General features: G+C 60.5%; 24 protein-coding genes. 15 read left to right on the forward strand and 9 right to left on the reverse strand.

Features of this window, described 5'->3' with window-relative positions; genetic code table 11:
• Positions 1-267: 267 nt before the first annotated feature.
• On the reverse strand, positions 268-1,923 hold the full coding sequence (locus tag ACV8MC_RS17260) for a sensor domain-containing diguanylate cyclase (RefSeq protein ID WP_457262737.1): 1,656 nt from the start codon (positions 1,921-1,923) through the stop codon (positions 268-270).
• A 177-nt stretch (positions 1,924-2,100) separates the two neighbouring features.
• On the opposite strand from ACV8MC_RS17260, the gene ACV8MC_RS17265 reads away from it, so the two are divergent.
• Positions 2,101-2,436 (forward strand): hypothetical protein, encoded by a 336-nt coding sequence (locus ACV8MC_RS17265; RefSeq protein ID WP_024013386.1) that lies wholly within the window; start codon positions 2,101-2,103, stop codon positions 2,434-2,436.
• A 74-nt stretch (positions 2,437-2,510) separates the two neighbouring features.
• Here the strand turns inward: ACV8MC_RS17265 and ACV8MC_RS17270 are convergent, their stop codons facing one another.
• Together ACV8MC_RS17270 and ACV8MC_RS17275 are read right to left on the reverse strand one after the other, a co-directional pair.
• Entirely contained in the window at positions 2,511-2,990 is a 480-nt protein-coding gene (locus ACV8MC_RS17270) for a phage infection protein (RefSeq protein ID WP_252867851.1), read from the reverse strand.
• Positions 2,991-3,114: 124 nt separating this feature from the next.
• The gene (locus tag ACV8MC_RS17275; RefSeq protein WP_150634961.1) at positions 3,115-3,684 is read right to left on the reverse strand and encodes a chorismate mutase; all 570 of its coding nucleotides are present in this window, start codon (positions 3,682-3,684) and stop codon (positions 3,115-3,117) included.
• A 198-nt stretch (positions 3,685-3,882) separates the two neighbouring features.
• On the opposite strand from ACV8MC_RS17275, the gene ACV8MC_RS17280 reads away from it, so the two are divergent.
• The 4 genes from ACV8MC_RS17280 (at position 3,883) to ACV8MC_RS17295 (ending at position 7,749) form a co-directional block, all read left to right on the forward strand.
• A complete protein-coding gene (locus ACV8MC_RS17280) occupies positions 3,883-5,241 on the forward strand; it encodes an MATE family efflux transporter (protein ID WP_095182040.1) in 1,359 nt (452 codons plus the stop codon).
• Positions 5,242-5,314: 73 nt separating this feature from the next.
• Positions 5,315-6,355, forward strand: coding sequence for an acyltransferase family protein (locus tag ACV8MC_RS17285; RefSeq protein ID WP_457262741.1), 1,041 nt, complete (start codon positions 5,315-5,317; stop codon positions 6,353-6,355).
• Positions 6,356-6,417: 62 nt separating this feature from the next.
• On the forward strand, positions 6,418-6,975 hold the full coding sequence (locus tag ACV8MC_RS17290; protein WP_305381059.1) for a YceI family protein: 558 nt from the start codon (positions 6,418-6,420) through the stop codon (positions 6,973-6,975).
• A gap of 87 nt (positions 6,976-7,062) precedes the next feature.
• The gene (locus ACV8MC_RS17295; RefSeq protein ID WP_110600861.1) at positions 7,063-7,749 is read left to right on the forward strand and encodes a GNAT family N-acetyltransferase; all 687 of its coding nucleotides are present in this window, start codon (positions 7,063-7,065) and stop codon (positions 7,747-7,749) included.
• A 62-nt stretch (positions 7,750-7,811) separates the two neighbouring features.
• Here the strand turns inward: ACV8MC_RS17295 and ACV8MC_RS17300 are convergent, their stop codons facing one another.
• Complete coding sequence (locus ACV8MC_RS17300; protein WP_095182037.1) at positions 7,812-8,252, reverse strand: hotdog fold domain-containing protein; 441 nt, start codon at positions 8,250-8,252, stop codon at positions 7,812-7,814.
• Positions 8,253-8,410: 158 nt separating this feature from the next.
• Between ACV8MC_RS17300 and ACV8MC_RS17305 the strand changes: the two genes are divergently transcribed.
• Complete coding sequence (locus ACV8MC_RS17305) at positions 8,411-9,043, forward strand: TetR/AcrR family transcriptional regulator (protein WP_130899260.1); 633 nt, start codon at positions 8,411-8,413, stop codon at positions 9,041-9,043.
• A 217-nt stretch (positions 9,044-9,260) separates the two neighbouring features.
• Here the strand turns inward: ACV8MC_RS17305 and ACV8MC_RS17310 are convergent, their stop codons facing one another.
• Positions 9,261-10,385, reverse strand: coding sequence for a DmpA family aminopeptidase (locus ACV8MC_RS17310; RefSeq protein WP_258706899.1), 1,125 nt, complete (start codon positions 10,383-10,385; stop codon positions 9,261-9,263).
• 73 nt (positions 10,386-10,458) lie between these two features.
• On the reverse strand, positions 10,459-11,562 hold the full coding sequence (locus ACV8MC_RS17315; RefSeq protein ID WP_305381056.1) for a polyamine ABC transporter substrate-binding protein: 1,104 nt from the start codon (positions 11,560-11,562) through the stop codon (positions 10,459-10,461).
• 111 nt (positions 11,563-11,673) lie between these two features.
• Between ACV8MC_RS17315 and ACV8MC_RS17320 the strand changes: the two genes are divergently transcribed.
• Positions 11,674-12,453 (forward strand): helix-turn-helix transcriptional regulator, encoded by a 780-nt coding sequence (locus ACV8MC_RS17320; protein ID WP_305381054.1) that lies wholly within the window; start codon positions 11,674-11,676, stop codon positions 12,451-12,453.
• A gap of 122 nt (positions 12,454-12,575) precedes the next feature.
• Here the strand turns inward: ACV8MC_RS17320 and ACV8MC_RS17325 are convergent, their stop codons facing one another.
• The gene (locus ACV8MC_RS17325) at positions 12,576-13,517 is read right to left on the reverse strand and encodes a class I SAM-dependent methyltransferase (RefSeq protein WP_457262746.1); all 942 of its coding nucleotides are present in this window, start codon (positions 13,515-13,517) and stop codon (positions 12,576-12,578) included.
• A 198-nt stretch (positions 13,518-13,715) separates the two neighbouring features.
• On the opposite strand from ACV8MC_RS17325, the gene ACV8MC_RS17330 reads away from it, so the two are divergent.
• The 4 genes from ACV8MC_RS17330 to ACV8MC_RS17345 all read left to right on the forward strand — a co-directional run bounded on the left by ACV8MC_RS17330 (position 13,716) and on the right by ACV8MC_RS17345 (position 16,435).
• Positions 13,716-14,129, forward strand: coding sequence for a response regulator (locus ACV8MC_RS17330; RefSeq protein ID WP_056788985.1), 414 nt, complete (start codon positions 13,716-13,718; stop codon positions 14,127-14,129).
• A 56-nt stretch (positions 14,130-14,185) separates the two neighbouring features.
• Entirely contained in the window at positions 14,186-14,854 is a 669-nt protein-coding gene (locus ACV8MC_RS17335; protein ID WP_305381051.1) for an HAD-IA family hydrolase, read from the forward strand.
• Between the two features lie 351 nt (positions 14,855-15,205).
• Positions 15,206-16,003, forward strand: coding sequence for an SDR family NAD(P)-dependent oxidoreductase (locus ACV8MC_RS17340; RefSeq protein WP_457262748.1), 798 nt, complete (start codon positions 15,206-15,208; stop codon positions 16,001-16,003).
• 21 nt (positions 16,004-16,024) lie between these two features.
• A complete protein-coding gene (locus ACV8MC_RS17345) occupies positions 16,025-16,435 on the forward strand; it encodes an SRPBCC family protein (RefSeq protein ID WP_095182031.1) in 411 nt (136 codons plus the stop codon).
• 131 nt (positions 16,436-16,566) lie between these two features.
• On the opposite strand, the gene ACV8MC_RS17350 is transcribed toward ACV8MC_RS17345, so the two are convergent.
• Complete coding sequence (locus tag ACV8MC_RS17350) at positions 16,567-17,961, reverse strand: sensor histidine kinase (RefSeq protein ID WP_217849334.1); 1,395 nt, start codon at positions 17,959-17,961, stop codon at positions 16,567-16,569.
• Entirely contained in the window at positions 17,939-18,622 is a 684-nt protein-coding gene (locus ACV8MC_RS17355) for a response regulator transcription factor (RefSeq protein ID WP_056788996.1), read from the reverse strand. The genes ACV8MC_RS17350 and ACV8MC_RS17355 overlap by 23 nt, the downstream gene beginning before the upstream one ends.
• 307 nt (positions 18,623-18,929) lie before the next feature.
• Here ACV8MC_RS17355 and ACV8MC_RS17360 point away from each other — a divergent pair, with 307 nt between their 5' ends.
• The 4 genes from ACV8MC_RS17360 to hcnC all read left to right on the forward strand — a co-directional run bounded on the left by ACV8MC_RS17360 (position 18,930) and on the right by hcnC (position 23,251).
• Positions 18,930-19,859: a hypothetical protein gene (locus ACV8MC_RS17360; protein ID WP_056788998.1), complete on the forward strand. Its 930-nt coding sequence runs from the start codon at positions 18,930-18,932 to the stop codon at positions 19,857-19,859.
• A gap of 419 nt (positions 19,860-20,278) precedes the next feature.
• A complete protein-coding gene (locus ACV8MC_RS17365; RefSeq protein WP_130927315.1) occupies positions 20,279-20,593 on the forward strand; it encodes a (2Fe-2S)-binding protein in 315 nt (104 codons plus the stop codon).
• Complete coding sequence (hcnB, locus tag ACV8MC_RS17370; protein ID WP_353187569.1) at positions 20,590-21,999, forward strand: cyanide-forming glycine dehydrogenase subunit HcnB; 1,410 nt, start codon at positions 20,590-20,592, stop codon at positions 21,997-21,999. The genes ACV8MC_RS17365 and hcnB overlap by 4 nt, the downstream gene beginning before the upstream one ends.
• Positions 21,992-23,251: a cyanide-forming glycine dehydrogenase subunit HcnC gene (gene hcnC, locus ACV8MC_RS17375; protein ID WP_041477018.1), complete on the forward strand. Its 1,260-nt coding sequence runs from the start codon at positions 21,992-21,994 to the stop codon at positions 23,249-23,251. Before hcnB ends, hcnC begins: the two co-directional genes overlap by 8 nt.
• The last annotated feature ends 87 nt before the right edge of the window (positions 23,252-23,338 follow it).

Raw genomic sequence — 23,338 nt, forward strand, 5'->3', positions numbered from 1 at the left:
GGTCGCTGCGCTCCCACGCCCGGATCAATCCCTCCGCTCAGCCTTCCGACGTCGCCAGTAGATCAAGATCAAGAGCACTCGAGCTAACGCTCATTGTTGAGTGGGGCGGCTTCGCCGCGGGCAGCTGCGCTGCTTTGCTTTTCTGTGGGAGCGAGCCTGCTCGCGAAAGCGGTTCTCCAAACGACCAATATCTCCGGCTTTACCTCATCCCTGTGGGAGCTGGCTTGCCAGCGATGGCAGCCTGTCTCTGGTTGATATACGCCCGTGTCAGTGGGCATGAAACGCAACCTGATTGCGCCCTGCAGCTTTCGCCTGATACAGCTGCTGATCGGCGCGTTTGATCAGGGCCGTGTGGTTGTTGTCTGCCGGATCTGCCAGGCCAAGGCCAATACTCACCGTGACGTTGCCGACGCCCGGAAACTGCGCTTCGGCGACTGCCGTGCGAATCTTTTCGGCAACGACTTCCGGGGTGTCGGGTTGCGCGACTTCCGGCAGCAGTACGGCGAACTCTTCGCCGCCGTAGCGGGCGACGAAATCGGTGCTGCGTACGCTGTTCTGGATCAAGGTCGCCAGTTGTTGCAGGACCTCATCACCGACCGCGTGGCCGTGGCTGTCATTGATGCGTTTGAAGTGGTCGGCATCGATCAGCAGCAGGGCGAACGGGCGTCCGGTGCGTCGGGACAGCAGCGAATACTCAGTGATTTTTTCGTCAAAACGGCGGCGGTTGTAAACGCCGGTCAGGCCGTCGTGAGTGGCCAGGCTCAGCAGTTCGGCGTTGGCCTCGGTGAGTGCGGCAGTGCGTTGCGCCACGGTGGCTTCCAGCGAGGCGTTGGCTTCTTGCAGCTCGCGTTCCTTGCCGAGCAGTGACTGCGTCATTGCGTCGATGGACTGGCCGAGCTGGGCGATTTCCAGTACCGGATGCTGCAGCTGAAACTGTGCGCCGGCCTGGTTGTTTTGCACTTGTTTGGCCGAGCGTGCCAGTTGTTCGATAGGGCGGCTCAGGTACAGCGCCAGGTAATAAGCCACCAGACCGAAAACGATGGCGGCGAAAACGCCGAGTATCAGCAATTCGTATTGCAGCGTCCGCGCCGGTTGCAGCGCAGTCTCCAGTGGCTGGCGAATGGCGATCGACCACGACAGCGCCGTGCCCGATGGCGTCGGCACAGTGACCATGCTGGTCAGGTAACCGTTGGCCGCCGTCCAGCCCGACAATACCGGATCGTTGGTCGCCAGCTGTTGGCCCATCAGGGCTTCGGGGTAGAGCACCTTGCCGTCGTGGTCGACGATCAGCGCCTGGATATCCGGCGCCGAGTTCTTGTGGGAAAACGCCGCCGACTCGACGATGCGCGTCACCCAACTCCAGTGTGCATGTGCGCCCAGCACGCCAATCACCTGTCCTTCGGCATTGTGGATTGGCGCGGCGAAATCGATGAAGCGCAGCGGCTCGCCATTGGGCAGGCCCGGCAACAACTTGGCCAGCAACACCGCTTCGTGGGGATCGCCGGTGTATTGCCGGCGCAAGCCGATCTGGAACCACGGGCGTTTCTGCACCGATTGACCGACCAGCAGATCATTGACGGCCTGGCGGACGTTGCCCTCGGCGTCGGTGACGCCCATCCACGCATATTCGGCGCGCGCCTGGGTGCGCAACTGCATCGACTTGAGGATGGCTGGGTTGTCCAGATCTCCGCGCTCCAGATGCGGTGCGCGACTGAGCAGGTAGACCTCCAGTTGCCGTTCGCGCAGTTGTTCGCCCAACAGCGTCGCCGCTGCACGCGCGGTGTTCAGCAAGGCGTTGCCGCTGGCCTGCTTCATTTGTTCGGTGGCGATATGACCGACATAAAAGCCGACGCTCAATAACGTCAGCAGGGACAAACCGCCGAACCACAGGGTGAGATGGCTACGCAGACTGGCTTTGAACATGGAGGCGGGTGTCTGTCTTTATTGAAGTGGCGCCATGGTATGCGACATCGCCGATGGGCGGCCAGCGAACGGGTTCATGTAAATATAAAGAAGATTGATGTTAATGAGCCATCATTTTGGTTAGAATGCGCGCCGCCCGAGAGACGGATCCCGGGCGTTTTCCCATGGAGTTTTACCGTGAAATACCTCAGCAAAGTAGTCGCCGCCGCACTGTTCGGTGTGGTTCTGGCAGGTTGCACCGGCGCCCCGATGAAAACCGCCCATTACGACAGCAACCAATACACCGTGGTTGGCCACAGCGAAGCATCGGCCACCGGCTTGCTGCTGTTTGGCATCATCCCGATCCGCCAGAACAGCCGATTTGTGCGCGCGCAAAACGCGGCCATCCAAGCCAAGGGCGGCGATGCAATGATCAACACACAGGTTCAGGAAAACTGGTTCTGGGCCTGGGTCCTGACCGGTTACACCACCACCATCTCCGGTGATGTGGTCAAGCTGAAAACCGCGCAGTAAGCGACGGTTGAATGCAAAAAAGCCCGGCTGATCAGGCCGGGCTTTTTCATGGGTGTTGCGGTCATGCAGATGATTCAGGCGACACGGCGTTCGATCAGACGATCAGAACCACCTTCGGCGACACGGCGTTCGAGCAGACGATCCGAACCACCTTCGGCAACGCGGCGCTCGATCAGACGATCAGAGCCACCTTCAGCAACGCGGCGTTCGAGCAGACGATCAGAGCCACCTTCAGCAACGCGGCGATCGATCAGACGATCAGAGCCACCTTCAGCAACACGGCGTTCGATCAGACGATCAGAGCCACCCTCGGCAACACGGCGATCGATCAAGCGATCGGAGCCACCCTCGGCAACACGGCGTTCGATGAGACGATCCGAACCGCCTTCAGCAACACGGCGTTCGAGCAGACGATCTGAACCACCTTCAGCCAGACGGCTTTCGATCAGCTTGTCCGAGCCGCCTTCAGCGACCAGGGTGTGAGCAGGCGTTACTGCAAAAGCGTTAACTGCGAAAACCGAGAAAGCGATGCCGAGAAGGGTTTGGCGTTTCATGATCGTGTGCTCCAGAAAGTTGTTTGTTTGTCTGGAGCCGATGTTACGCCGCGCAGTTTTTATGAGAACTTCATTGACGTGATGGTGAACATCGACGCCGATGATGTTTGCCATGAGCGGCGATTCAGAGGGCTTTTGCCCGAATGCACAACTCGCCGCTGGCACGAATCAGCGCCATGTCATGCAGCGAATCAGCGGCCAGACCGTTGCGGACATTGGCCAGCCATGCCGGGCAATTCGGATCTTGGCGATAGGGCGCGAAGGCGGCGTACTGCTGCAACAAGCGCTTTTGCAGTTCATCCAGGCGCGGGCGGATCTGTTTGCCCAGATCCGGACGCGGTGTGTCCGGTGCAGCACCTGCCGCTTGCCATTGCGCGAGCAGACCGTATTGCACCAGTTTGTTCGCTTCCATCTGTGCGGCGATCAGCTGCGCGACGTCGTCCGGATCGAGTTTGTGTTCGGTGGCCAGAGTTCGGGCATTGGCGATGACCTGCGCCTCTCGCGGGCTGTCCTGGATCGGCTTGCCGCTGTCCCACTTGGTCAACGCAACCAGATCGCCGATGCTCAGGCGTTCATTCAAAGTGGCCAGTAGCGGTTTCAATGAAGCAGGCGCCGCTGCGGGTGCGGCCGCTTGAGCGTAGGCGGCCGACAGAGCGAGGAGGGAGCCAAGCAGAAAATTTGCAACGTTACGCATGAACCGAGCCTCAATAGTACGTGTCGACAGAATCGCTGATTTACCACAGCCGCACACTGACACAAAGCGATGCCTGGCATTTACACAAATGCAAAACAGGCAATCAACGCCGATGGGAAATGTTGATTGCACGCTGCACGCAACTCACCGAAGCTATCGTCAATCAGGCCTGCCGCCGTCGAGATGGACCTCCATTCAATGCAAAGCGCCACCTTCGCCAAGCCGCTCTGGCAAACCTATCTGCTGTTTCTCGCGCCGATGGTGCTGTCGAACTTCCTGCAATCGATGTCCGGGACGGTCAACAGCATCTACATCGGCCAGATGCTCGGCACCCAGGCGCTGGCGGCGGTATCCGGCATGTTTCCCGTCGTGTTCTTTTTCATCGCCCTGGTCATCGGCCTTGGAGCTGGCGCGGGCGTGTTGATCGGTCAGGCGTGGGGCGCGCGCGAAACGCACATGGTCAAGGCGATTGCCGGAGCGACGTTGCTACTGGGTGTGTTGATCGGTTTGGTCGCGGCGGTGCTGGGCACGGTGTTTGCGCGACAGGCACTGACGGGGTTGGGCACGCCGGCGGATGTGCTCGACGACGCGGTGGACTATGCCCACGTCATGTTGTGGATTCTGCCATCGCTACTGGTATTCGTGCTGTTCACCCAATTGCTGCGTGGTGTCAGCGATACGCTGTCGCCATTACTCGCGCTGATCGTCTCCACCACCGTGGGGCTGGCGCTGACGCCGGCATTGATTCGCGGCTGGCTGGGCTTGCCACCGTTGGGCATTCAGAGCGCGGCGTATGCCGGGCTGGCGGGGAATCTCTCAGCAATGGCGTGGCTGGCCTGGCGGCTGATCCGCAAGGGCCATCCGCTGGCGCCGGATCGAGAGTTCTTTGCCGCATTGCGACTGGATCGGGTCATTCTCGGCAAGGTCCTGCGCATCGGCCTGCCCACCGGCGTACAGATGATCGTGCTGTCGTTATCGGAGCTGGTGATCCTGGCACTGGTCAACCAGCACGGCTCGCAAGCGACGGCGGCGTATGGCGCAGTAACGCAGATCGTCAACTATGTGCAGTTTCCGGCGCTGTCGATTGCGATCACCGCATCGATTCTCGGTGCCCAGGCAATCGGCGCCGGGCATCTGCAACGCATGGGGCCGATCCTGCGCACCGGGCTGTTGATCAATGTGTGCCTGACCGGTGGCCTGATTGTGCTGGGTTATCTGCTATCGCACTGGTTGCTGGGCCTGTTCCTGACCGAGGACTCGACCCGGGCGATGGCCGAGCATCTGCTGCACATCATGCTCTGGAGCCTGTTGGTGTTCGGCTTCCAGGCCATCATCGGCGGGATCATGCGCGCCAGCGGCACCGTCCTGGTGCCGGTGGTCATTTCGATTGTCTGCGTGGTCGGCGTGCAGTTGCCGGCGGCGTACTGGCTCGATGGGCAGTTCGGTTTGCAGGGTGTGTGGATGGCTTTTCCGGTTGCCTATCTGGGGATGCTGATACTGCAGACGCTCTATTACAAACTGGTCTGGAAACACCAGAAGATCGAGCGGTTGATTTAGGCACGGCGGACAAACATTTCTCTGTCCCCCGAGACGAAAGCATCGTAGCGTATGCGCCCACAACGATAAGGGAATGACGAGGGTTCAAGTGGGAGCTTTTCGACTGCTGTTGGCGGTGTTGGTCGCTGTATCTCATATGGGCAAAAAGTTCGCCGGACTGAATCCTGGTGTGATCGCCGTCATCTCGTTCCTGATCATCAGTGGATTCGTCATGGCTTCGCTCATCGAGCGAAACTACCGTGAGCCGAGGAAGATCGGTCTGTTCTATATCGACAGGGCTCTGAGGTTGTATCCGCAATTTCTGGTCTACTTCGTCGCCTCGTGTCTGGTTATTCATTTTCTGTTGCCCGGTACGCCCCAAGCGGCTGAGCTGACATGGAAGACCCTGTCCACCAGTTTGCTCATGCTACCGCTTGGCTATTACATGTTCGGCGTCGGCGGGACCGAGATCCTGCCACCGGGCTGGTCGCTGGGGCTGGAAATGAGTTTCTACCTGCTGATTCCATTTCTGCTGATTTGCAAGGCGCAGGGTGTCGCCTTTGCTGTCTCGGTCGGGGTTTTTCTGCTGGCCTGCCTGGGCTTCATCAATACCGATGTCTATGGATATCGTCTGTTGCCGGGTGTGTTGTTCATCTTCCTGTGCGGCTGTTATCTATACCAACGCAATATCAGAGCAATGGTCGTTGTCACCGGCACAGCCGTTGCGGCGGGACTGCTGTTTGTAGCGATCATGGTCGGATGGATTGAGCGTCGTCCGTTCAATGCCGAAGTCACTCTCGGTATCGCGGTGGGCATTCCCTTGGTCTACCTGTTGACCAAACTGAAATTCCACCGGATGGACGAGTTCCTGGGCAATATCAGTTATGGCGTGTTTCTTAACCACTTTGTGGTGATGTATCTACTGCGGGGTTTTTGGCCCGTCGCGTATGACGCCTACGTTGTCGGAGCGGTGCTGGCGTTGTCATTTTTCTGCAGTGGCCTGACGTATTACTGCGTCGAGCGACCGGCGCTGAAGTTGCGTCACCACCTGCGCGGCAGGGCGAAGGAAAGGCCGGTTCAACCGGGGAGCGCCGAGAAAATTGTATCCCCTTTGGGTGAGCGTGAACTGGCATAACGCTCGGCTGTTTGCTTAAGTCAACCAAGGCCCTCGACGACACACGCCGCCCGGAGAATTCCATGACGTCGCGATTGCTGCTGGTTGCCGCGTTTACATCCTTTGTCATGGCCTGTGCGCAGGCCGCTGAATATAACCGGGTCAACACCAGCGCCAGCCAGATCAGTTTCACCTACAACCAGATGGGCTCGCGAATGTACGGCACCTTTGGCAAGTTCGAGGCGGCTCTGGATTTAGATACCGAAAACCTTGCCAACGCCCGCACCACCTTGCATATCGACCTGAGCAGCATTGACGCCGGCAGCGAAGACGCCAATACCGAGCTGGTGAAACCCGCCTGGTTCGATACTGAAAAATTCCCGCTCGCGGTATTCGAGTCCCGTCGTTTCACCCAGGTGGCCGAGCATCGTTACCAGGTCGCCGGTCAGCTCACGCTCAAAGGCATCACTCGCGATGTCGAAGTGCCGGTAGAGCTGAAACCGGACAACGCCATTGGCATTTTCGACGGCGAGCTGGTGCTCAACCGTGAGGAGTTCGGCCTCGGCGCAGGGGAGTGGGCGGACAGCGTGGTGTCGAAGGACATCTACATCAAATTCAGGGTGGTGGCGCCACAACAGTGACGGTTCGATAGATTCGGCGCGGTATGATGTCGCGGTTCGTCGACGGCTCTGATCATCGGCAACGTTTTTTATCGCCGGAGTTTGCCCATGCCACGCATCACCCACTACACCTCCCCATGCCCGGAAAGCGTCAACAGCCAGATCCTGCAAATGGTCGTCGATTACCTGACCGACATCAGTGCTGTCGGCCTCGGCCCGAGCAATCTGCTGTACAACGTTTATCAGTACGCGGTGGGTTATGAGGTGCATCTGTACCTCGAGGCGTTGAACGGCCAGAAGGGCACCGAGGTGGAATTGCTGGTGGCCACTGACGATGAGGATCCAGAGCAAGTCATCGGATTTCTCATCTGTCTGCCGGTGCAGGGCGATTGGGAGGCGTGCAGCGTCGCGTACATGGCGGTGCGTGAAGGCCATCGGCGCCAAGGTGTGGCGCGGGCGATGCTCGCGGACATGGTCGGGCGCTATCCGCATGCGGAACTGGCCTGCAGCATTGGCAAGGTGCCGTATTTCGAGGCGCTGGGTTTTGAAGTGATCGGCCAGCGCGAGACTCAGGTGCTGATGAGCACGCGGCATTACCGCAGCAACGGCTTGCGCGGGTTCATCGACACCACGCCGATCTACCGCTCGCTGGAAGTGCAGCAGATTCATACTTACTTGCTGCAGAAAAACGGCAAGCGCGCGATGCTCGATGCGGAAAAACAACGCGACCGCCATCTGGACCAGACCAGCCGCCACGTAGAAGAGTTTGTCCGTCAGCGCCTGACTCTGCACTGACCCGGCCAGTAAAAAGCCCTTGCTGCGCATTGCGCAACGAGGGCTTTTTTGTGCCTGCAATCTCAACCGATCTTGACGTTCATGGTGATGCGCGCGGTGAAGACTTTTTTGCCCTCGGTATCGTGAATGTCGACGTTGACCACCTTGTCGCCATCGCTTTGCCAATCCACACCTTCGGCGCTGGCCACGGCGGTGACGTCGGTTTTCGCCTTGGCCAGGTATTCCACGGTCATGCCCTTTGGAATCCAGCGCGCGCCGGGCGGGATCGAGACGTCGGTCATCATTCCGCCGGCCAGTTCCGCCGCGTTGCACAGGGCGATCGCATGCACCGTGCCAAGGTGATTGGTAATTTCCTTGCGAAACGGCACTTGTACGGTGGCGGCGTTCGGGCGCAATTCGCTGATCAGCGGATTGATGGTGCTGAAGTACGGGGCGAACTGACAGGCCATTTTGCTGAATGCATCCGCGCCGACGCTGTTGAACATGCTGAGAGATTGACTCATGGAAGCCTCACTGGGTGGTTTGCAGAATTATGTTCCGTTACAGAATAATGTTCTGTAACGGAACGGTATTCTGTTCGCGGCAAATCTGTCAACCTAGGCGCGATTTGTTCACGGGCACTTGATGCCTTTTTCAACCTCCGTTTTTGGACCCGAGCAGCATGGACACCGCCGATCTACTGGAGCGCAGCTACCCCGGCCGCCGCGCCGAACTCAAACGCGATATCTTTCGCAAGGCCCTGAGCCTGTTCAATGAACAGGGGATCGAGGCGACCACCATCGAGATGATTCGCGCCGAATGCGACACCAGCGTTGGCGCGATCTACCACCATTTCGGCAACAAGGAAGGGCTGGTCGCGGCGCTGTTTTTCACCGCGCTGGAGGATCAGGCGCGTTTGCGTGATGCGTATCTGGACGCGGCCAATACCACTGAAGAAGGCGTGCAGGCGCTGGTCTTCAGCTATGTCGACTGGGTCGAGCAGCAGCCGCAGTGGGCGCGTTTTCAGTACCACGCACGATTTGCAGTGACCAAAGGCCCGTTCAAGGAAGAGCTGGCCGAGCGCAACAAGACGCGCAACCTGCGCTTGGGCCAGTGGTTGGCCGAATCGGGTCGCGCCGCTGAGCTTAAGGATTTGCCTGCGGAGTTGCTGCCATCGCTGATCATCGGCCAGGCGGACAGTTACTGCCGGGCCTGGCTGGCAGGGCGAGTTAAGGGCAGTCCGATGGCTTATCGCGAAGTGCTTGCGCAGGCGGCATGGCGGTCGATTCGCGCCGAAGGTCTCGCCGAGAACTGAAATACGCAGACAAAAAAAGAGCCTCCAAGCTCTTTGATGCGGAGGAAGTAGAGCCCGTGAGGCTCAAGAGGCGTGTGAAGCAGAACTTGGGCTTGATTGGGAGTCAGTACACCCACGCCTACGCAGCGCCGGATCAATCCAGGCACCGCGTAGCTTCATCCTGGGAGCGTGCAATGGACGACTCAAGTACCGCCAATCGTCCCTGCACAATGCCGGTTCATGCCGGACGCGATCCCGGCCAACCGGATTTTTTCAGCGCCGCCAGAAGCGTCTGCGCATCCAGGCCCGGCACCGAATGGCCGTTGCCCTCGCTGCTGTCGCTGGCGAGCAGGGCATTGATGATCGCTTCTTCAACGGCTTCGGTCGCGGCCAGAAACAGCTCGCTGATGTGGTCGTTGTTGACCATGCGCAAGCCGTCGCAGGTGGCTGCGCGTTTAGCCTCGTAAGCGGCGGGCGGGACGTGATCATTGCCGGTGGCGAAGGCAATGAAGATGTCGCCGCTGTGGTCTTCGTTACCGCCGCCGGTGCGCGCCAGGCCCAGGCTGGCACGCTGTGCCAGGCGCGTGCATTGATGGGGCAGCAGCGGCGCATCAGTCGCCAGGCAAACGACGATCGAGCCCATGCCCGGGTGCGGCAGCGCTGCCCGCAGGAACGGTGAATCCTTCTGTTCCATATAGCGCCCGACCGGGTAACCATCGACGCGTAATTCACTGCGAATACCGTGGTTGGCCTGCACGATCGCGCCAACGGTCCAGCCACCCTGGGCAGCACTCAAACGGCGCGATGCGGTGCCGATACCGCCCTTGAACTCATGGCAGATCATGCCGCTGCCACCACCCACCGCACCTTCGACTACCGGCCCATCCACGGCGCCGTTCAGTGCCTCGGCGACATGCTCGGGCTTGACGTGAAAGCCGTTGATGTCATTGAGCAGTCCATCGAAGGTTTCCAGCACCACCGGCATATTCCAGTAAAGCCGCCCGTCATCCGGCTGTTGCTCACGGTCCAGCACAATCAGCGCATCCCGCACCACACCCAGGCTGTGGGTGTTGGTAAAGGCAATCGGACTGGTCAGCAGGCCGGCCTCGCGAATCCATTCCAGGCCGGTCGCATCACCGTTGCCATTGAGTACATGCACGCCGGCAAAGCACGGTTGCTGGCTGGTCGAGCCGGGGCGCGGCTCGATCAGCGTGACGCCGGTGCAGATGTCACGGCCGCTGCTGCTGCGACCGCGTACATTGCTGTGACCGACGCGCACGCCCGGCACATCGGTGATGGCATTGAGCGGGCCGGGTTGCATCTGGCCAATGAGGATGTCGAGATCACGGGCACGCGGATTCATAAGATTCAGTCTCTTCATTGAAAAGGTCGGGCGGCTTACCGCTCGGATGAGGCAGGCAGATTTCTCGCGCGGACTATTGGCCGTTCTTGACCTTGCTCCACACCCGCGTACGCACGCGTTCGGCGGCTTTGGGCAAGGGTTCGAGGGTGTAGAGGGTGGCCATGGCGGCGGGGGACGGGTAGACCGCCGGGTTGTCGCGAGTTGCTGCTGCCACCAGCTTTGTCGCGGCCCGATTGCCATTCGGGTACGACAAGTGATCACTGACCGGCGCGATCACCTCCGGTCGCAGCAGGTAATCGATAAACGCCAGGCCCTGGGCGCGATTGGGCGCGTCCTTGAGCAGTACCAGAGTGTCGAACCACACCGGCGCGCCTTCCTTTGGCAGGCTGTAGGCGATCTTTACGCCGTTATTGGCCTGCTCGGCGTTGGTCTTGGCTTCGAGCATCGCCCCGGACCAGCCAACCGCCACGCAGATATTGCCGTTGGACAGATCGCTGATGAACTTCGAAGAGTTGAAGTAGGCGATGTGCGGGCGCAGCCTGAGCAGCAGTGCTTCGGCTTTTTTGTAGTCCTCGGGATCGGTGCTATTGGGCGGCAAACCCAGGTAATGCAGGGCGACCGGCAGCATCTCCGACGGCGAATCGAGCATCGCCACGCCGCACTCGCTCAGTTTGGCCAGATTGGCTTCGTCGAACAGCAACTCCCAGGAATCCACCGGCGCTTTGTCACCCAACGCGGCGCGGACTTTTTCGACGTTGTAGCCGATGCCGTTGGTACCCCACAGGTAAGGCACGGCGTACTGATTACCCGGATCGTTGACCGCAAGTTTTTCCAGCAGATCGGGGTCGAGGTTTTGCCAGCCTGGCAGTTGATCGCGAGGCAACGGAGCGAGGGCGCCGGCCTTGATCAGGGTCGGCAGGCTGAAGTTGCTCGCCACGACAACGTCGTAGCCGCTGCGGCTGGTCATCAGTTTGCCTTCGAGCACTTCGGCGCTGTCGAAGGTGTCGTACACCGGCCGGATGCCGCTGTCGCGCTGGAAATCGTGCAGCGTGTTCGGCCCGATGTAGTCGTACCAGTTGTAGACATGCACGCTCGGTACGTCTGCCGCCATGGCGACCGAGGAGAGACAAAAACAGGCCAGCAGGCCCGGGTTGATAGATCCACGGTGACGACGCATGATGCGGCACTCCTGGCCTGTCGCAGGCCGGTGAGGAACTGGAGTGGTCAGGCTAACGGGCCGGTCACACCAGCCCCATTCCCATCATGGGTTACTCGAAAGGGGTAGTGCGTGGACGCGTTGTTGCAGGAACTGCCGGTGCATCAGAGTCTGGCGCGGGTATTTTCCCACCTCGGGCAGGAGGGTTTCTGGCGCGCGCTGGTCGACACCCTGCGCCTGCTGGTGCCGCTGGACAATGCCCTCGTCGCCCTGATGCAGCCCGGCCAGCCGCCGCGTTTGCTGATCGACTTCGACAGCAAGGGGGGCGTGGACGACCAGCAGGAGCTGGCCGGTTATACCGCCGGCATGTACCTGCTCGATCCGTTCTATCAAGCCGCCGTCAGCGGGATCAGCGACGGCCTGCACAGCCTGACGTCCGTTGCGCCGGATCAGTTTCTGCACAGCGAGTATTACCAGAGCTACTTTCGTGCCGTGGTGGGCGAGGATGAATTGCAGTTTCTGATCAACGTCGAAGGCGCGGTACTCGGCTTGTCCCTGGGCCGCTCGACCGCGTTTGGCATGGCCGAGCAGGGCCGACTGTTGTGCATTCGTGATTGGGTATTGGCGGCGATGCATCGCCACATGCAGTTGCTGCCGCCGCAAGGGCCGGTGGCTGACGCGGTGGTGGGTGATCTGGCGACGCTGCTGGACCGTTTCGATGCCCGGCTGACCGTGCGCGAGATCGACACGGCGCGTCTGATCCTGCAGGGCTTTTCCAGCAAGGCGATGGCCCAGCAGATGGGGATTTCGCCGGAGACCGTGAAAGTGCATCGACGTAATCTCTATCACAAGCTCAACGTCACCGGGCATGGTGAGTTGTTTGCACTGGTGCTGCGGCCGACGGCTTTTTGATCAACACAGAACTTGTGTGGGAGCGAGCCTGCTCGCGAAAGCGGTGTATCAGTCAACAAAATTGTTATCTGACACTGCGCTTTCGCGAGCAGGCTCGCTCCCACAGGTGAACTTACGCTGTGTTAGTGGCTGCGCTGGAAGACCAGGGCTTTCAGGCCGCTCTCTGGATCGATATCGGGAAACTCCGGCGGATTGTCCAGCCGATGATCGAAGCGCAGGCTTGGCGCTTCCTGGGTCACGCCATCAATCAGAAAGTCGGAACCGAACGACGGATCGTTCATGCACGCCAGCACTGTGCCTTGCTCAGTCAACAGTTCCGGCAAGCGGCGCAATACGCGTTGATAGTCCTTGGTCAGCAAAAAGCTGCCTTTCTGAAACGACGGCGGGTCGATGATCACCAGATCGTACGGGCCGCTGTTGATCACTTTGCCCCAGGATTTGAACAGGTCGTGGCCGAGAAAGCTGACCTTGCTCAGGTCGTGGCCGTTCAAACGGTGATTGTCGCGACCTCGGCTCAGGGCCGCACGGGACATGTCGAGATTCACCACATGGCTGGCGCCACCCTCGATTGCCGCTACGGAAAAGCCGCAGGTGTAAGCGAACAAGTTCAACACCCGCTTGCCCGCTGCCTGTTCACGGACCCAGTTGCGTCCGTAACGCATATCGAGAAACAGCCCGGCGTTCTGCTTGCGTCCCAGGTCGACGCGGTACTGCAAGCCGCCCTCGACGATGGTCATTTCTTCGATTTCCTCACCGATCAGCCATTCGGCCGTGCTTTGCGGCAGATAACGGTGCTGGATCAGCAAACTGTGCGCGCCGGACTGCTGCCACTCGGCCGAGGCGGCGAGGTGCAATAGCCAATCCCGCAGATCTTGCAGCTGCTCAGGCGCCGGTTCCTTGAACAGCGACACCAGCACCACGCCCTGCAACCAGTCCACGGTCAGTTGCTCCAGCCCCGGCCAGCAGCGTCCGCGCCCGTGAAACAAACGGCGGGTTTCGCTGGGCGCCGTTGCCAGTGCGGGCAGCAAATGAGCGTGGAGGGTAGCGAGGGCTTCAGGGTTCATGGATCAGGATCGGCCAGGCAAAGGGCCGGCATTTTAACCACAAATGAGGGGATTCGATGGGCGCCGCGCTTCGAAAAACAACACCTTGGCGAAATCCTCTGTATCAAAAATGAATTTCTACAGGGCGCGCTGCTCATACCAGATAAGCAGCGGATTCAAAACCGCTTATCAAAAATGTAATTCGGGGGAGTGCTGTTCATGTGCCCTACACCTACGTCGAGCGCGCACCTTCCTGGCGGGTTGATTCTGGTTGTCGAGGACGATCCGTTGATTCTGGAGTTTCTTTGCGAAATTCTTCAGGAGGAAGGGTTCAAGGTCGAACCGCAAACCAGCGCCGACGCCGCCTCACTGTATCTGGAAGAACACGCGGCGAACGTCGCGCTATTGCTGACCGACATCACCATGCCCGGCACGCTTAACGGCGCCGACCTGGCGAATCTGGTCGGCGATCGCTGGCCGGAAAAACCGGTGATGGTCATGTCCGGCTACGAGACGCCCGAGACCTCCGGGGTCAAGCATTCGGTGGCGTTCATCAAGAAGCCGTGGGCGATCGGTCAATTGCTCGACTGTGTGGAAAGTGCGTTCAAATCCAAGGCCCCGCAGTTGCACTGACAAGTGCTACATTGCCGGGCCAGGCTGCCCGGCCAACTGTCAGAGGATTTGTTCTTTTGTCTGCACAAGCATCGGTTTTTGATCGCGCATTCGGCGCGTTCCTGTTCGACATGGACGGCACCGTCCTCAATTCCATCGCCGCCGCCGAGCGCATCTGGTCAGCGTGGGCGGTGCGTCATGGTGTTGATGTCGAGACGTTTTTGCCGACCATACATGGCGCACGTGCGATCGACACCATCACCCGGCTGAATCTGCCGGGAGTGGATGCCGATGAACAAGCGGCGTTCATCACCGCAGCGGAAATCAATGACGTTGAAGGCATTGTCGAGATTCCTGCGGCGGCGGCATTTCTCAACGGTCTGCCGAAAGATCGCTGGGCAATGGTGACTTCTGCGCCTCGCGATCTGGCGTTGCGGCGGATGGCGGCGGCGGGTATCCCCGAGCCGGCGGTCATGATCACGGCGGAAGATGTAAAGGCTGGCAAGCCTGATCCTGCGGGTTATCTCTTGGCTGCAAATGAGCTGGGAGTCGAGCCGGCTGACTGTCTGATTTTTGAAGACGCCACGGTTGGTATTCAGGCTGCGGAAGCGGCGGGCGCGGCGTTGATGATCATCACCACCACGCACCAGCACCCGATCGAAACGGCGCATGCGACGTTGGCCAGTTACGATGCGATCGGCGTCAGGGTCGGCGCCGATGGTCTGCTTCGTCTGACGGAAATCTGATCTGTTCCGAAATGCCCCTCACCCTAGCCCTCTCCCGGAAGGAGAGGGGACTGACCGGGGGATATTCAGGTAATACGCCGACGTGAAAGGTCTTCTCTGAATCCATAATCGCTATGGTCTTTCAGGTCGAGGGCAAACTCAGCACAACTCGATCGGTTCCCTCTCCCCCGGGAGAGGGCTAGGGTGAGGGGCTACGGTCTGCCAGACACAGGGGATCGTCGATCAAACAACATCCCCGTCACCGGTCGGCAGCTCAACCATGCCGGCAATATCGCAACTACGCTGATCCATGCTTGTGAAATCGTCGCCAAAGTCGAGCGCGGTGGAACTCCTTGCTAATGAGGTAAACGCATGAAGATTGATCTGAGTGGAAAACTGGCCATCGTTAGCGGCAGCACTGCCGGCATCGGTCTGGGCATCAGCCAGTCGCTGGCCGAAGCCGGGGCGACGGTGGTGGTGATCGGTCGTGACACGGCAAAGGTCGAGCAGGCGCTGGCGAGCATACGCGAAGCGGTGCCCAGCGCGCAGTTGCGCGGTCTGACCGCTGATCTGGGCACGGCCGAGGGCGCGGAAAAGCTGTTCGCCGCCGAACCGCGCGCGGACATTCTGGTGAACAACCTCGGCATCTTCAACGACGTCGATTTCTTCGAGACTCCCGACAGTGAGTGGACGCGCTTCTACGAGGTCAACGTGATTTCCGGCGTGCGCCTGGCGCGGCATTATGTGCCGGCGATGGTTGAGCAGGGCTGGGGCCGGGTGATCTTTCTGTCATCGGAATCCGGCGTGGCGACGCCGGCTGACATGCTCAATTACGGCGTGACCAAAAGCGCCAACCTGGCGGTGTCCCACGGCCTGGCCAAACGTCTGGCTGGTACCGGTGTCACGGCCAATGCGATCCTGCCGGGACCGACCTTCACCGACGGCCTGCAAGACATGCTCAGAGACGCGGCCGCCGAGTCCGGGCGCGAGCTGCGCGACGAAGCCGACGCCTTTGTGCGCAAGGCCCGTCCGACCTCGATCATCCAGCGCGTGGCGGATGTTTCGGAGGTGGCGCATCTGGTCACGTACATTGCTTCACCGCTGTCCTCGGCCACCACGGGCGCAGCCTTGCGCGTTGATGGCGGTGTGGTCGACAGCCTGACTATCTGAATTTTCCAAAAGAGAGGTTTTATGCCAACTGCATCCGCAACCATCGACATCCCGGCCTCGGCCGATCAGGTCTGGCAATTGATCGGCGGCTTCAACACGCTGCCGGACTGGCTGCCGTTGATCACCAACAGTGAACTGAGCGAAGGCGGGCGAGTGCGCACCCTGAAAACTGCTGACGGGGGTGTAGTGGTCGAACGTCTGCAGACATTCGATAACGCCGCGAAAACCTACAGCTATTCGATTGAACAGGCACCGTTTCCGGCCAGCGATTACCTGGCGACGATCAAGGTTGAAGCCCAAGGGCAGGGCGCGCGGGTGACGTGGTCGGGGCGCTTCAATGCGGTCGGCGTGAGCGATGAAGAAGTGGTGGCGCTGTTCAACGGCATCTACCAGGGCGGGCTCGAAGCCTTGCGGGCCAATTACCCAACCTGAGACGCAGATCGTTCCCACGCTCTGCGTGGGAATGCAGCCCGGGACGCTCTGCATCCCATTTCGAAAGCCGGAACGCGGAGCGTCCCTTGAGGCATTCCCACGCGGAGCGTGGGAACGATCGGCGCGAGACGTCAGGCCTGACTAATCAAACTCTGCCGACAATCCAGCACCAGTTTCGCCCCACCCAAATCACTGCCGCCCACCTCAAGACTGAAGCCGTGCAGGCTGACTATCGCCGCAACGATCGACAACCCCAGACCAAAACCACTCTGCGGCTGGCCACCCTCGGTGCGATAAAAGCGCTGGAACACCGCCTCACGTTCCGCCTCGGGAATCCCCGGCCCTGAATCGTGCACCTCGATCCGCGTCTGCCCACCGGCATTGACCCCACGCAACATCACCGTGCCGCCGGGCGGGGTGAATTTGATCGAGTTGCTCAGCAGGTTCGCCAACGCTTCGAACAGCAGTGCGCGGTCGCCATTGAGCGGCGGCAGCGTCTCCGGCATGTTCAACTGAAAGCGCAGATCGCCTTCCTCGGCCAGCGGCAGATAGAACTCGTGCAACTCCTCCAGCAAACGCACCGGATCAAGTTCGACGAAACCTGAACGACGCTGGCGATCTTCCAGTTCGGAAATCCGCAGCAAACCGCGAAAGCGCGCCATCAGCGTATCCGCTTCAGCCAGTACCAAGTCCAGTTGCGCCGCTTCTTGCGAACCTTCACCCGCCTGTTGCTGCATGCGATACAACTGCGCGCGCAAACGGGTCAGCGGCGTGCGCAAGTCGTGGGCGATGTTGTCGCAGACGCCCTTGACCTCGTTCATCAAGCGCTCGATGCGCTCGAGCATGGCGTTGACGATGGCGGCGAGCATGTCCAGTTCATCGCGGCGATTGGACAGCGGCAAGCGGTGCGTCAGGTCGCCGGCAACGATGGCCTGCGCGCTATTCTGGATCGCGCGGATGCGCTGCAACGGTCGACGCCGCAGCAGATGCCAACCGGCGACCCCGGGAATAATCGTCAGCGACACCCCCCAGAACAGCGCGTGCAAAATGATCCGCGTCACCGCGAACAGCGAGCCATTGTCACGCAGCAACACCAGCCAGCGCCCGTCACGGGTTTGCGTGGCTACGGCATCGCAGCTGTCGCTCGGCAGGGTCGGGTCATCGGAATCGGCGCACTCGGCGAGCATATGGATCTTGCCATCCAGCGGCAGTCCTTCGGGAATTTGCTGGAGTGCGCCGCCCAGGTAAACACCGTCAGCGCTGAACAGACCATAGGCGTCGATACCGCGAATATCGAAGGTCATGCTGGCCGCGAGCGCGTCTTCGAGTTGCTCGCCGCGAAAATGCGAGAACAGGTGCTGGCGTTGCATCAACGAATGTTTGGCCAGTTTGTCGAGGTAGCCGGACACCTCGTAATACATGACCCCCATGAGGATCGCGCTCCACGCCACGAACAGCGAGCTGTACAGCGCCAGCAAGCGGCTGCTGGAGGAGCGCCAGCCGTCAGACGGGTTCGGCAATGACATAGCCCGAGCCCCGTACCGTGCGGATCAGCGGAACGTTGCCGGCTGCGTCGATCTTCTTGCGTAGCCGGCCGATATGCACGTCGATGAGGTTGGTGCCCGGGTCGAAGTGATAACCCCAGACCTCTTCGAAAATCATCATCCGCGAGAGAATCTGGCCGCTGTTGCGCATCAGAAACTCCAGCAGTTTGTATTCGGTGGGCAACAGCGTCAGCACCTGCTCGGCGCGACGGGCTTCGTGGCTGATCAGGTCGAGTTCGAGGTCGGCGACTTTCAGCGTGGTGGCCTGGGTGGCGACGCTGTTCTGCCGGCGCAGCAACACTTCAACCCGCGCGGCCATTTCATCGGTGGCGAACGGCTTGGTCAGGTAGTCATCACCACCGGCGCGCAAGCCGCGTACGCGCTCATCGACATCGGAGAGGGCGCTGATCATCAGAATCGGCGTCGCCACGCCCATGGTGCGCAGGGTGGTGACGATGGCCAGACCATCCAGCTCGGGCAGCATGCGGTCGAGGGTGATCAGGTCGTAGTTGCCGCTCACGGCGCGGTCGAGGCCTTCGCGGCCATTGTCGACCCAGTCGACGTCCAGCCCGTGGCTGCTCAGTTCGGCAACGATTTCCCGCGCGGTCACGGCGTCGTCTTCGATGGTCAAGATACGAGTCATAGGCAGGCCTGCTGATCGGTTCAAACGGAATGGCAGCATTTTGCCAAGAATTTGCCGTGACGCTTTAAATTAACTTTCATCTTCGTCGCCTGGTGAATTAGAACTGATCGGATTTGCCACGCTTTGGTTAATGCAGAAAACCCGCAATCGGATGCGCTTTATTGCAAGTTGCACGGTCCGAGGAAGTTCAAGTTTTGTAACTCATTGAAAGAAAAGGGGTTATTAAAAGTGTTTGACTGGCACGGTCACTGCAATTCCTCACCCGACGACTTGTAACACCATTTTTCATGCCTGGAGCACTACAACAATGAATAGATCCCCTGATGGCTATTATCCTGCCTTGGAAGAGTCGAGCAGCGTGTCAGGCGTGTCCTGGGGCGCGATCTTCGCCGGTGCTGCGGCTGCCGCCGCGCTGTCGATGATTCTGGTGCTGCTCGGGTTTGGCCTGGGCTTTTCGGCTGTATCACCGTGGGCCGGAGAAGGCGTCAGCGCCAAGGGCCTGGGCATTTCAACGATCGTCTGGCTGGCGGTGACGCAGATCATCGCTTCCGGCATGGGCGGCTACATTGCCGGCCGTCTGCGCGTTAAGTGGGCCAACATGCACGGTGACGAAGTCTACTTCCGCGACACCGCCCATGGTTTCCTCGCCTGGTGCGTCGCTACTTTGGTGACCGCTGTGCTGGTGGTCGGTTCGGTCAGCAGCGTCGTCAGTGGCGGTGTGCAGGCGGGTGCCAACGTAGTCGGCGGTGCTGCCGGTGCGATGAGCCAGGCCGCCGGCTCTGCCGCAGCCAATACTGACAGCGATCAGTACGGCTACTTCGTCGACAGCCTGTTCCGCGATGATCGTCCTGCTGCCGTCAGCGATGACGCTGCACGCGGCACTGTGACCCGCATCTTCACGCAAAGCCTGGCCAACGGTCAGCTCAGCGCCGAAGACCGTACCTACCTCGCACAACTGGTATCGCAACGTACCAATCTGAGCCAGGCCGATGCTGAACGTCGTGTCGACGAAATCTACGCCAACACCCAGAAAGCCATCGCTGACGCGAAACTGAAAGCTCAGCAAGCGGCCGATACCGCCGCCAAAGTCGCGGCCTACACCTCGCTGTGGATGTTCGTCGCGCTGCTGGCCGGTGCGTTCTTCGCCAGCCTGGCAGCCACCTTCGGCGGTCGTCGTCGCGATGCAGTCGAGTACGTTGAAGTCGACACCTACACCACTACCACTCCGGTCCGTTAAAAAGGAGAGTCACCATGCGCTCATTACTGCTGTTTTTCCTCGGCGTACCGATCCCGATCATCATCCTGATCGCCCTGTTCGTACACTGATCCCTCTGAGGCAGGATGCCTCTGCCGCTTTCATCTTCGGGTGAAAGCGGCTTTTTGCTTTCGGCGGGGCCAGTTCGTTTTCTCCAACTAACCGTTTCCATCCCGCCATTTTCACTGGCCTGGATCAATATTTCGCCTGGCGATATCGCCTACCGTAAATGATCCAGGCCTTTGCTGAGGTATGAGCTACAGTGCTTGTCGCGCACCTTGTTGCGCTGATGAAGTATCCGCGTCGACGTTGAAAACACAGCAATAAAAAAGCGTCGACGAGGCGTAGTGCGGCAAGGAGCTGACACAACCTCAACTGAATCTTCACGGACGAACACCGTAATGAACTGCCTAGAAAGAACCTTCGATATCCAGCCCTTGGTGCAGGCGGACATGACCGTGCACATCAATGGCCAAGCGGTCAGCGCCGCCATCGGCGAAACCGTTCTCAGCGTCATCCAGTCCCTCGGCGTGCGCCAGATCGCACGCAACGATCACGATCAGATCAGCGGCGCCTATTGCGGCATGGGCGTGTGCCAGTGCTGTCTGGTGAAAATCAACGGTCGCCACAAGCGCCGCGCCTGCCAGACCGTAGTGCGCGACGGCATGCTGATTGAAACCCGAGTCAACCGCGTCGTCGGGCAGGAGGTTGTATGAGCCTGCAACCGTTGATTGTCGGCGGCGGGCCGGCGGGAATGGCGGCGGCCATCGAACTGGCGCGCCACGGCGTGCGCTGCACCTTGCTCGAAGAGGCGTCGCGCCTCGGCGGCGTGGTCTATCGCGGGCCGCTGCGTGATGGTGTGCAACTGGATTATCTCGGCCCGCGTTATTCCGAAGCACTGGACAAACTGCACGGCGAATTTCAGCAGCAATCGGGGCTGATTGACGTGCGCCTCAACCATCGCGTGGTCGGCGCCGAAGGCACCCGCGCAGTGGTGGTGCTCGACGGTGATGAGCAACTGCACGAGATCGCTTATCCGCAACTGCTGTTGGCCGCTGGATGTCACGAACGCAGCGTGCCGTTTCCCGGCTGGACGTTGCCGGGAGTGATTCTGCTCGGTGGTCTTCAATTGCAGATCAAGAGTGGCGTGGTCAAGCCGCGGGGGCCGGTGATCATCGCCGGCACCGGGCCGTTGCTGCCGCTGGTTGCGACCCAGTTGCATGCCTCTGGCGTGCGCGTCGCCGGCGTCTATGAGGCTTGCGCATTCGGCAAGATCGCCCGCGAGAGTCTGGCGCTGCTGAACAAGCCGCAGCTGTTCCTCGACGGCTTGAGCATGCTCGCTTACCTCAAGTTGCACGGCATCCCGATGAAGTATGGTTGGGGCGTGGTTGAAGCCCATGGCGACGGCGAGCTGAAAAGCGTTAGCGTCGCGCCGTATTCGCCGACGTGGGAGGCAGATCTGTCGCGGGTCGAGCGTTTCGAAGCGCAGACGCTGGCGGTCGGTTACGGTTTTATTCCGCGCACGCAATTGAGCCAGCAGATGGGCCTTGATCACGGCTTCAGCGACGATGGCTACCTGCGTGCGCACGCCAATGTCTGGCAGCAAAGCAGCGTGGCGCATGTGCATCTGGCCGGCGACATGGGCGGGATCCGCGGCGGTGAAGCGGCGATGCTGGCGGGCAAGATCGCCGCCACTTCGATCCTGCTGCAACGCGGTGTGCTCGACGCCGAGCTGGCCCGGGTGCGCCGCGATCGTTACGCGAGCAAGCTCAGAGCCATCGTGCGCTTTCGTGCGGCGGTGGATCGCTACACCGAGCGCGGCGTTGGTCAGATCGCTTTGCCCGCAGCCGACACGGTGATCTGCCGCTGCGAACATGCGACCCGCGCCGACATCGATCTGGCGCTGGAGCAGGGTGTGCAAGACATCGCCAGCCTGAAAATGCGCACCCGCGTGAGCATGGGCGATTGTCAGGGGCGGATGTGCGTCGGCTATTGCAGCGATCGTTTGCGCCAGGCTACCGGACGTCAGGATGTCGGTTGGTTGCGCCCGCGCTTCCCGATTGATCCGGTGCCGTTTTCCGCGTTCCAGTCCCTCGGCAAGGAGGGCGCTTGCCATGAGTAAGTTCTACGACGTGGTCATCGCCGGTGGCGGAGTGATCGGCGCCTCCTGCGCCTACCAATTGTCCAAGCGCAAAAATCTGAAAGTTGCGCTGATCGACGCCAAGCGCCCCGGCAACGCGACCCGCGCTTCGGCTGGCGGTTTGTGGGCGATCGGCGAGTCGGTCGGCCTCGGCTGCGGGGTGATTTTCTTTCGCATGATGTCGGCCAACCGCAAGCGCGAAACCCAGGGCGCAGCGGTGGCGGTGGACGCCAGTACGCCGCATATCTTGCCGGCGTCGTTTTTCGATTTTGCCTTGCAGTCCAACGCGCTGTACCCGGCGCTGCACCGCGAGCTGAAAGACAATCACGGCATGGATTGCAAGTTCGAGAAGACCGGGCTGAAATTCGTGATCTATGACGATGAAGACCGGCTCTACGCCGAGCACATCGTCGGCTGCATTCCGCATCTGGCTGATCAAGTGCGCTGGCTCGATCAGGCGGCGTTGCGCGCGGCGGAGCCGAGCGTCAGCCATGAGGCGCGCGGGGCGCTGGAGTTTCTCTGCGATCATCAGGTCAGCCCGTTCCGCCTCGCGGATGCCTACATGGAAGGCGCGCGGCAGAACGGCGTCGATATCTTCGTCAACACCAACGTCACCGGCGTGCTGCATCACGGCACTCGCGTGACCGGCGTGCAGACGGCGGAGGCGGGGGTGTTCCACTGCAAGACGCTGATCAACGCCGCCGGTGCCTGGGCGGCGGATCTGAGTGAGTGGGCGACGGGGATTCGCATTCCGGTGAAACCGGTGAAAGGGCAGATTCTGCTGACCGAACGCATGCCGAAAATCCTCAACGGCTGCCTGACCACCAGCGATTGCTACGTGGCGCAAAAGGACAACGGCGAAATCCTTATCGGCAGCACCACCGAAGACAAAGGCTTCGACGTCACCACCACCTACCCGGAAATCGCCGGGCTGGTGCAGGGCGCGGTGCGCTGTCTGCCGGAGCTGGCGGACGTCAACCTCAAGCGCACCTGGGCGGGATTGCGCCCGGGCTCGCCGGATGAGTTGCCGATCCTCGGGCCGATGCGTGGGGTAGAAGGGTATCTGAATGCTTGCGGGCACTTCCGCACCGGCATTCTGACCTCGGCGATTACCGGTGTGCTGCTGGATAAACTGGTGAATGACGAGCCTTTGCCGCTGGATATCACGCCGTTTCTGGCGGATCGGTTTGCAGTCACAGCCGTCGAGCCTGCGCCCGCGCTGGAACTGGCCTGACCCAATCCCCTGTGGGAGCGAGCCTGCTCGCGAATGCAATCTGTCAGTGAAGTATTGGGTGACTGACACGACGCTTTCGCGAGCAGG

The sequence above is a fragment of the Pseudomonas sp. PK-RTE-24 genome (assembly GCF_054052265.1).

Excerpts from the sequence above, each read along its gene's own strand:
- ACV8MC_RS17260 (WP_457262737.1), bottom strand. The coding sequence starts at position 1,923 with ATGTTCAAAGCCAGTCTGCGTAGCCATCTCACCCTGTGGTTCGGCGGT.
- ACV8MC_RS17270 (WP_252867851.1), bottom strand. The coding sequence starts at position 2,990 with ATGAAACGCCAAACCCTTCTCGGCATCGCTTTCTCGGTTTTCGCAGTT.
- ACV8MC_RS17275 (WP_150634961.1), bottom strand. The coding sequence starts at position 3,684 with ATGCGTAACGTTGCAAATTTTCTGCTTGGCTCCCTCCTCGCTCTGTCG.
- ACV8MC_RS17280 (WP_095182040.1), top strand. The coding sequence starts at position 3,883 with ATGCAAAGCGCCACCTTCGCCAAGCCGCTCTGGCAAACCTATCTGCTG.
- ACV8MC_RS17285 (WP_457262741.1), top strand. The coding sequence starts at position 5,315 with ATGACGAGGGTTCAAGTGGGAGCTTTTCGACTGCTGTTGGCGGTGTTG.
- ACV8MC_RS17290 (WP_305381059.1), top strand. The coding sequence starts at position 6,418 with ATGACGTCGCGATTGCTGCTGGTTGCCGCGTTTACATCCTTTGTCATG.
- ACV8MC_RS17295 (WP_110600861.1), top strand. The coding sequence starts at position 7,063 with ATGCCACGCATCACCCACTACACCTCCCCATGCCCGGAAAGCGTCAAC.
- ACV8MC_RS17300 (WP_095182037.1), bottom strand. The coding sequence starts at position 8,252 with ATGAGTCAATCTCTCAGCATGTTCAACAGCGTCGGCGCGGATGCATTC.
- ACV8MC_RS17305 (WP_130899260.1), top strand. The coding sequence starts at position 8,411 with ATGGACACCGCCGATCTACTGGAGCGCAGCTACCCCGGCCGCCGCGCC.
- ACV8MC_RS17310 (WP_258706899.1), bottom strand. The coding sequence starts at position 10,385 with ATGAATCCGCGTGCCCGTGATCTCGACATCCTCATTGGCCAGATGCAA.
- ACV8MC_RS17315 (WP_305381056.1), bottom strand. The coding sequence starts at position 11,562 with ATGCGTCGTCACCGTGGATCTATCAACCCGGGCCTGCTGGCCTGTTTT.
- ACV8MC_RS17325 (WP_457262746.1), bottom strand. The coding sequence starts at position 13,517 with ATGAACCCTGAAGCCCTCGCTACCCTCCACGCTCATTTGCTGCCCGCA.
- ACV8MC_RS17330 (WP_056788985.1), top strand. The coding sequence starts at position 13,716 with ATGTGCCCTACACCTACGTCGAGCGCGCACCTTCCTGGCGGGTTGATT.
- ACV8MC_RS17340 (WP_457262748.1), top strand. The coding sequence starts at position 15,206 with ATGAAGATTGATCTGAGTGGAAAACTGGCCATCGTTAGCGGCAGCACT.
- ACV8MC_RS17345 (WP_095182031.1), top strand. The coding sequence starts at position 16,025 with ATGCCAACTGCATCCGCAACCATCGACATCCCGGCCTCGGCCGATCAG.
- ACV8MC_RS17350 (WP_217849334.1), bottom strand. The coding sequence starts at position 17,961 with ATGTCATTGCCGAACCCGTCTGACGGCTGGCGCTCCTCCAGCAGCCGC.
- ACV8MC_RS17355 (WP_056788996.1), bottom strand. The coding sequence starts at position 18,622 with ATGACTCGTATCTTGACCATCGAAGACGACGCCGTGACCGCGCGGGAA.
- ACV8MC_RS17360 (WP_056788998.1), top strand. The coding sequence starts at position 18,930 with ATGAATAGATCCCCTGATGGCTATTATCCTGCCTTGGAAGAGTCGAGC.
- ACV8MC_RS17365 (WP_130927315.1), top strand. The coding sequence starts at position 20,279 with ATGAACTGCCTAGAAAGAACCTTCGATATCCAGCCCTTGGTGCAGGCG.
- hcnB (WP_353187569.1), top strand. The coding sequence starts at position 20,590 with ATGAGCCTGCAACCGTTGATTGTCGGCGGCGGGCCGGCGGGAATGGCG.
- hcnC (WP_041477018.1), top strand. The coding sequence starts at position 21,992 with ATGAGTAAGTTCTACGACGTGGTCATCGCCGGTGGCGGAGTGATCGGC.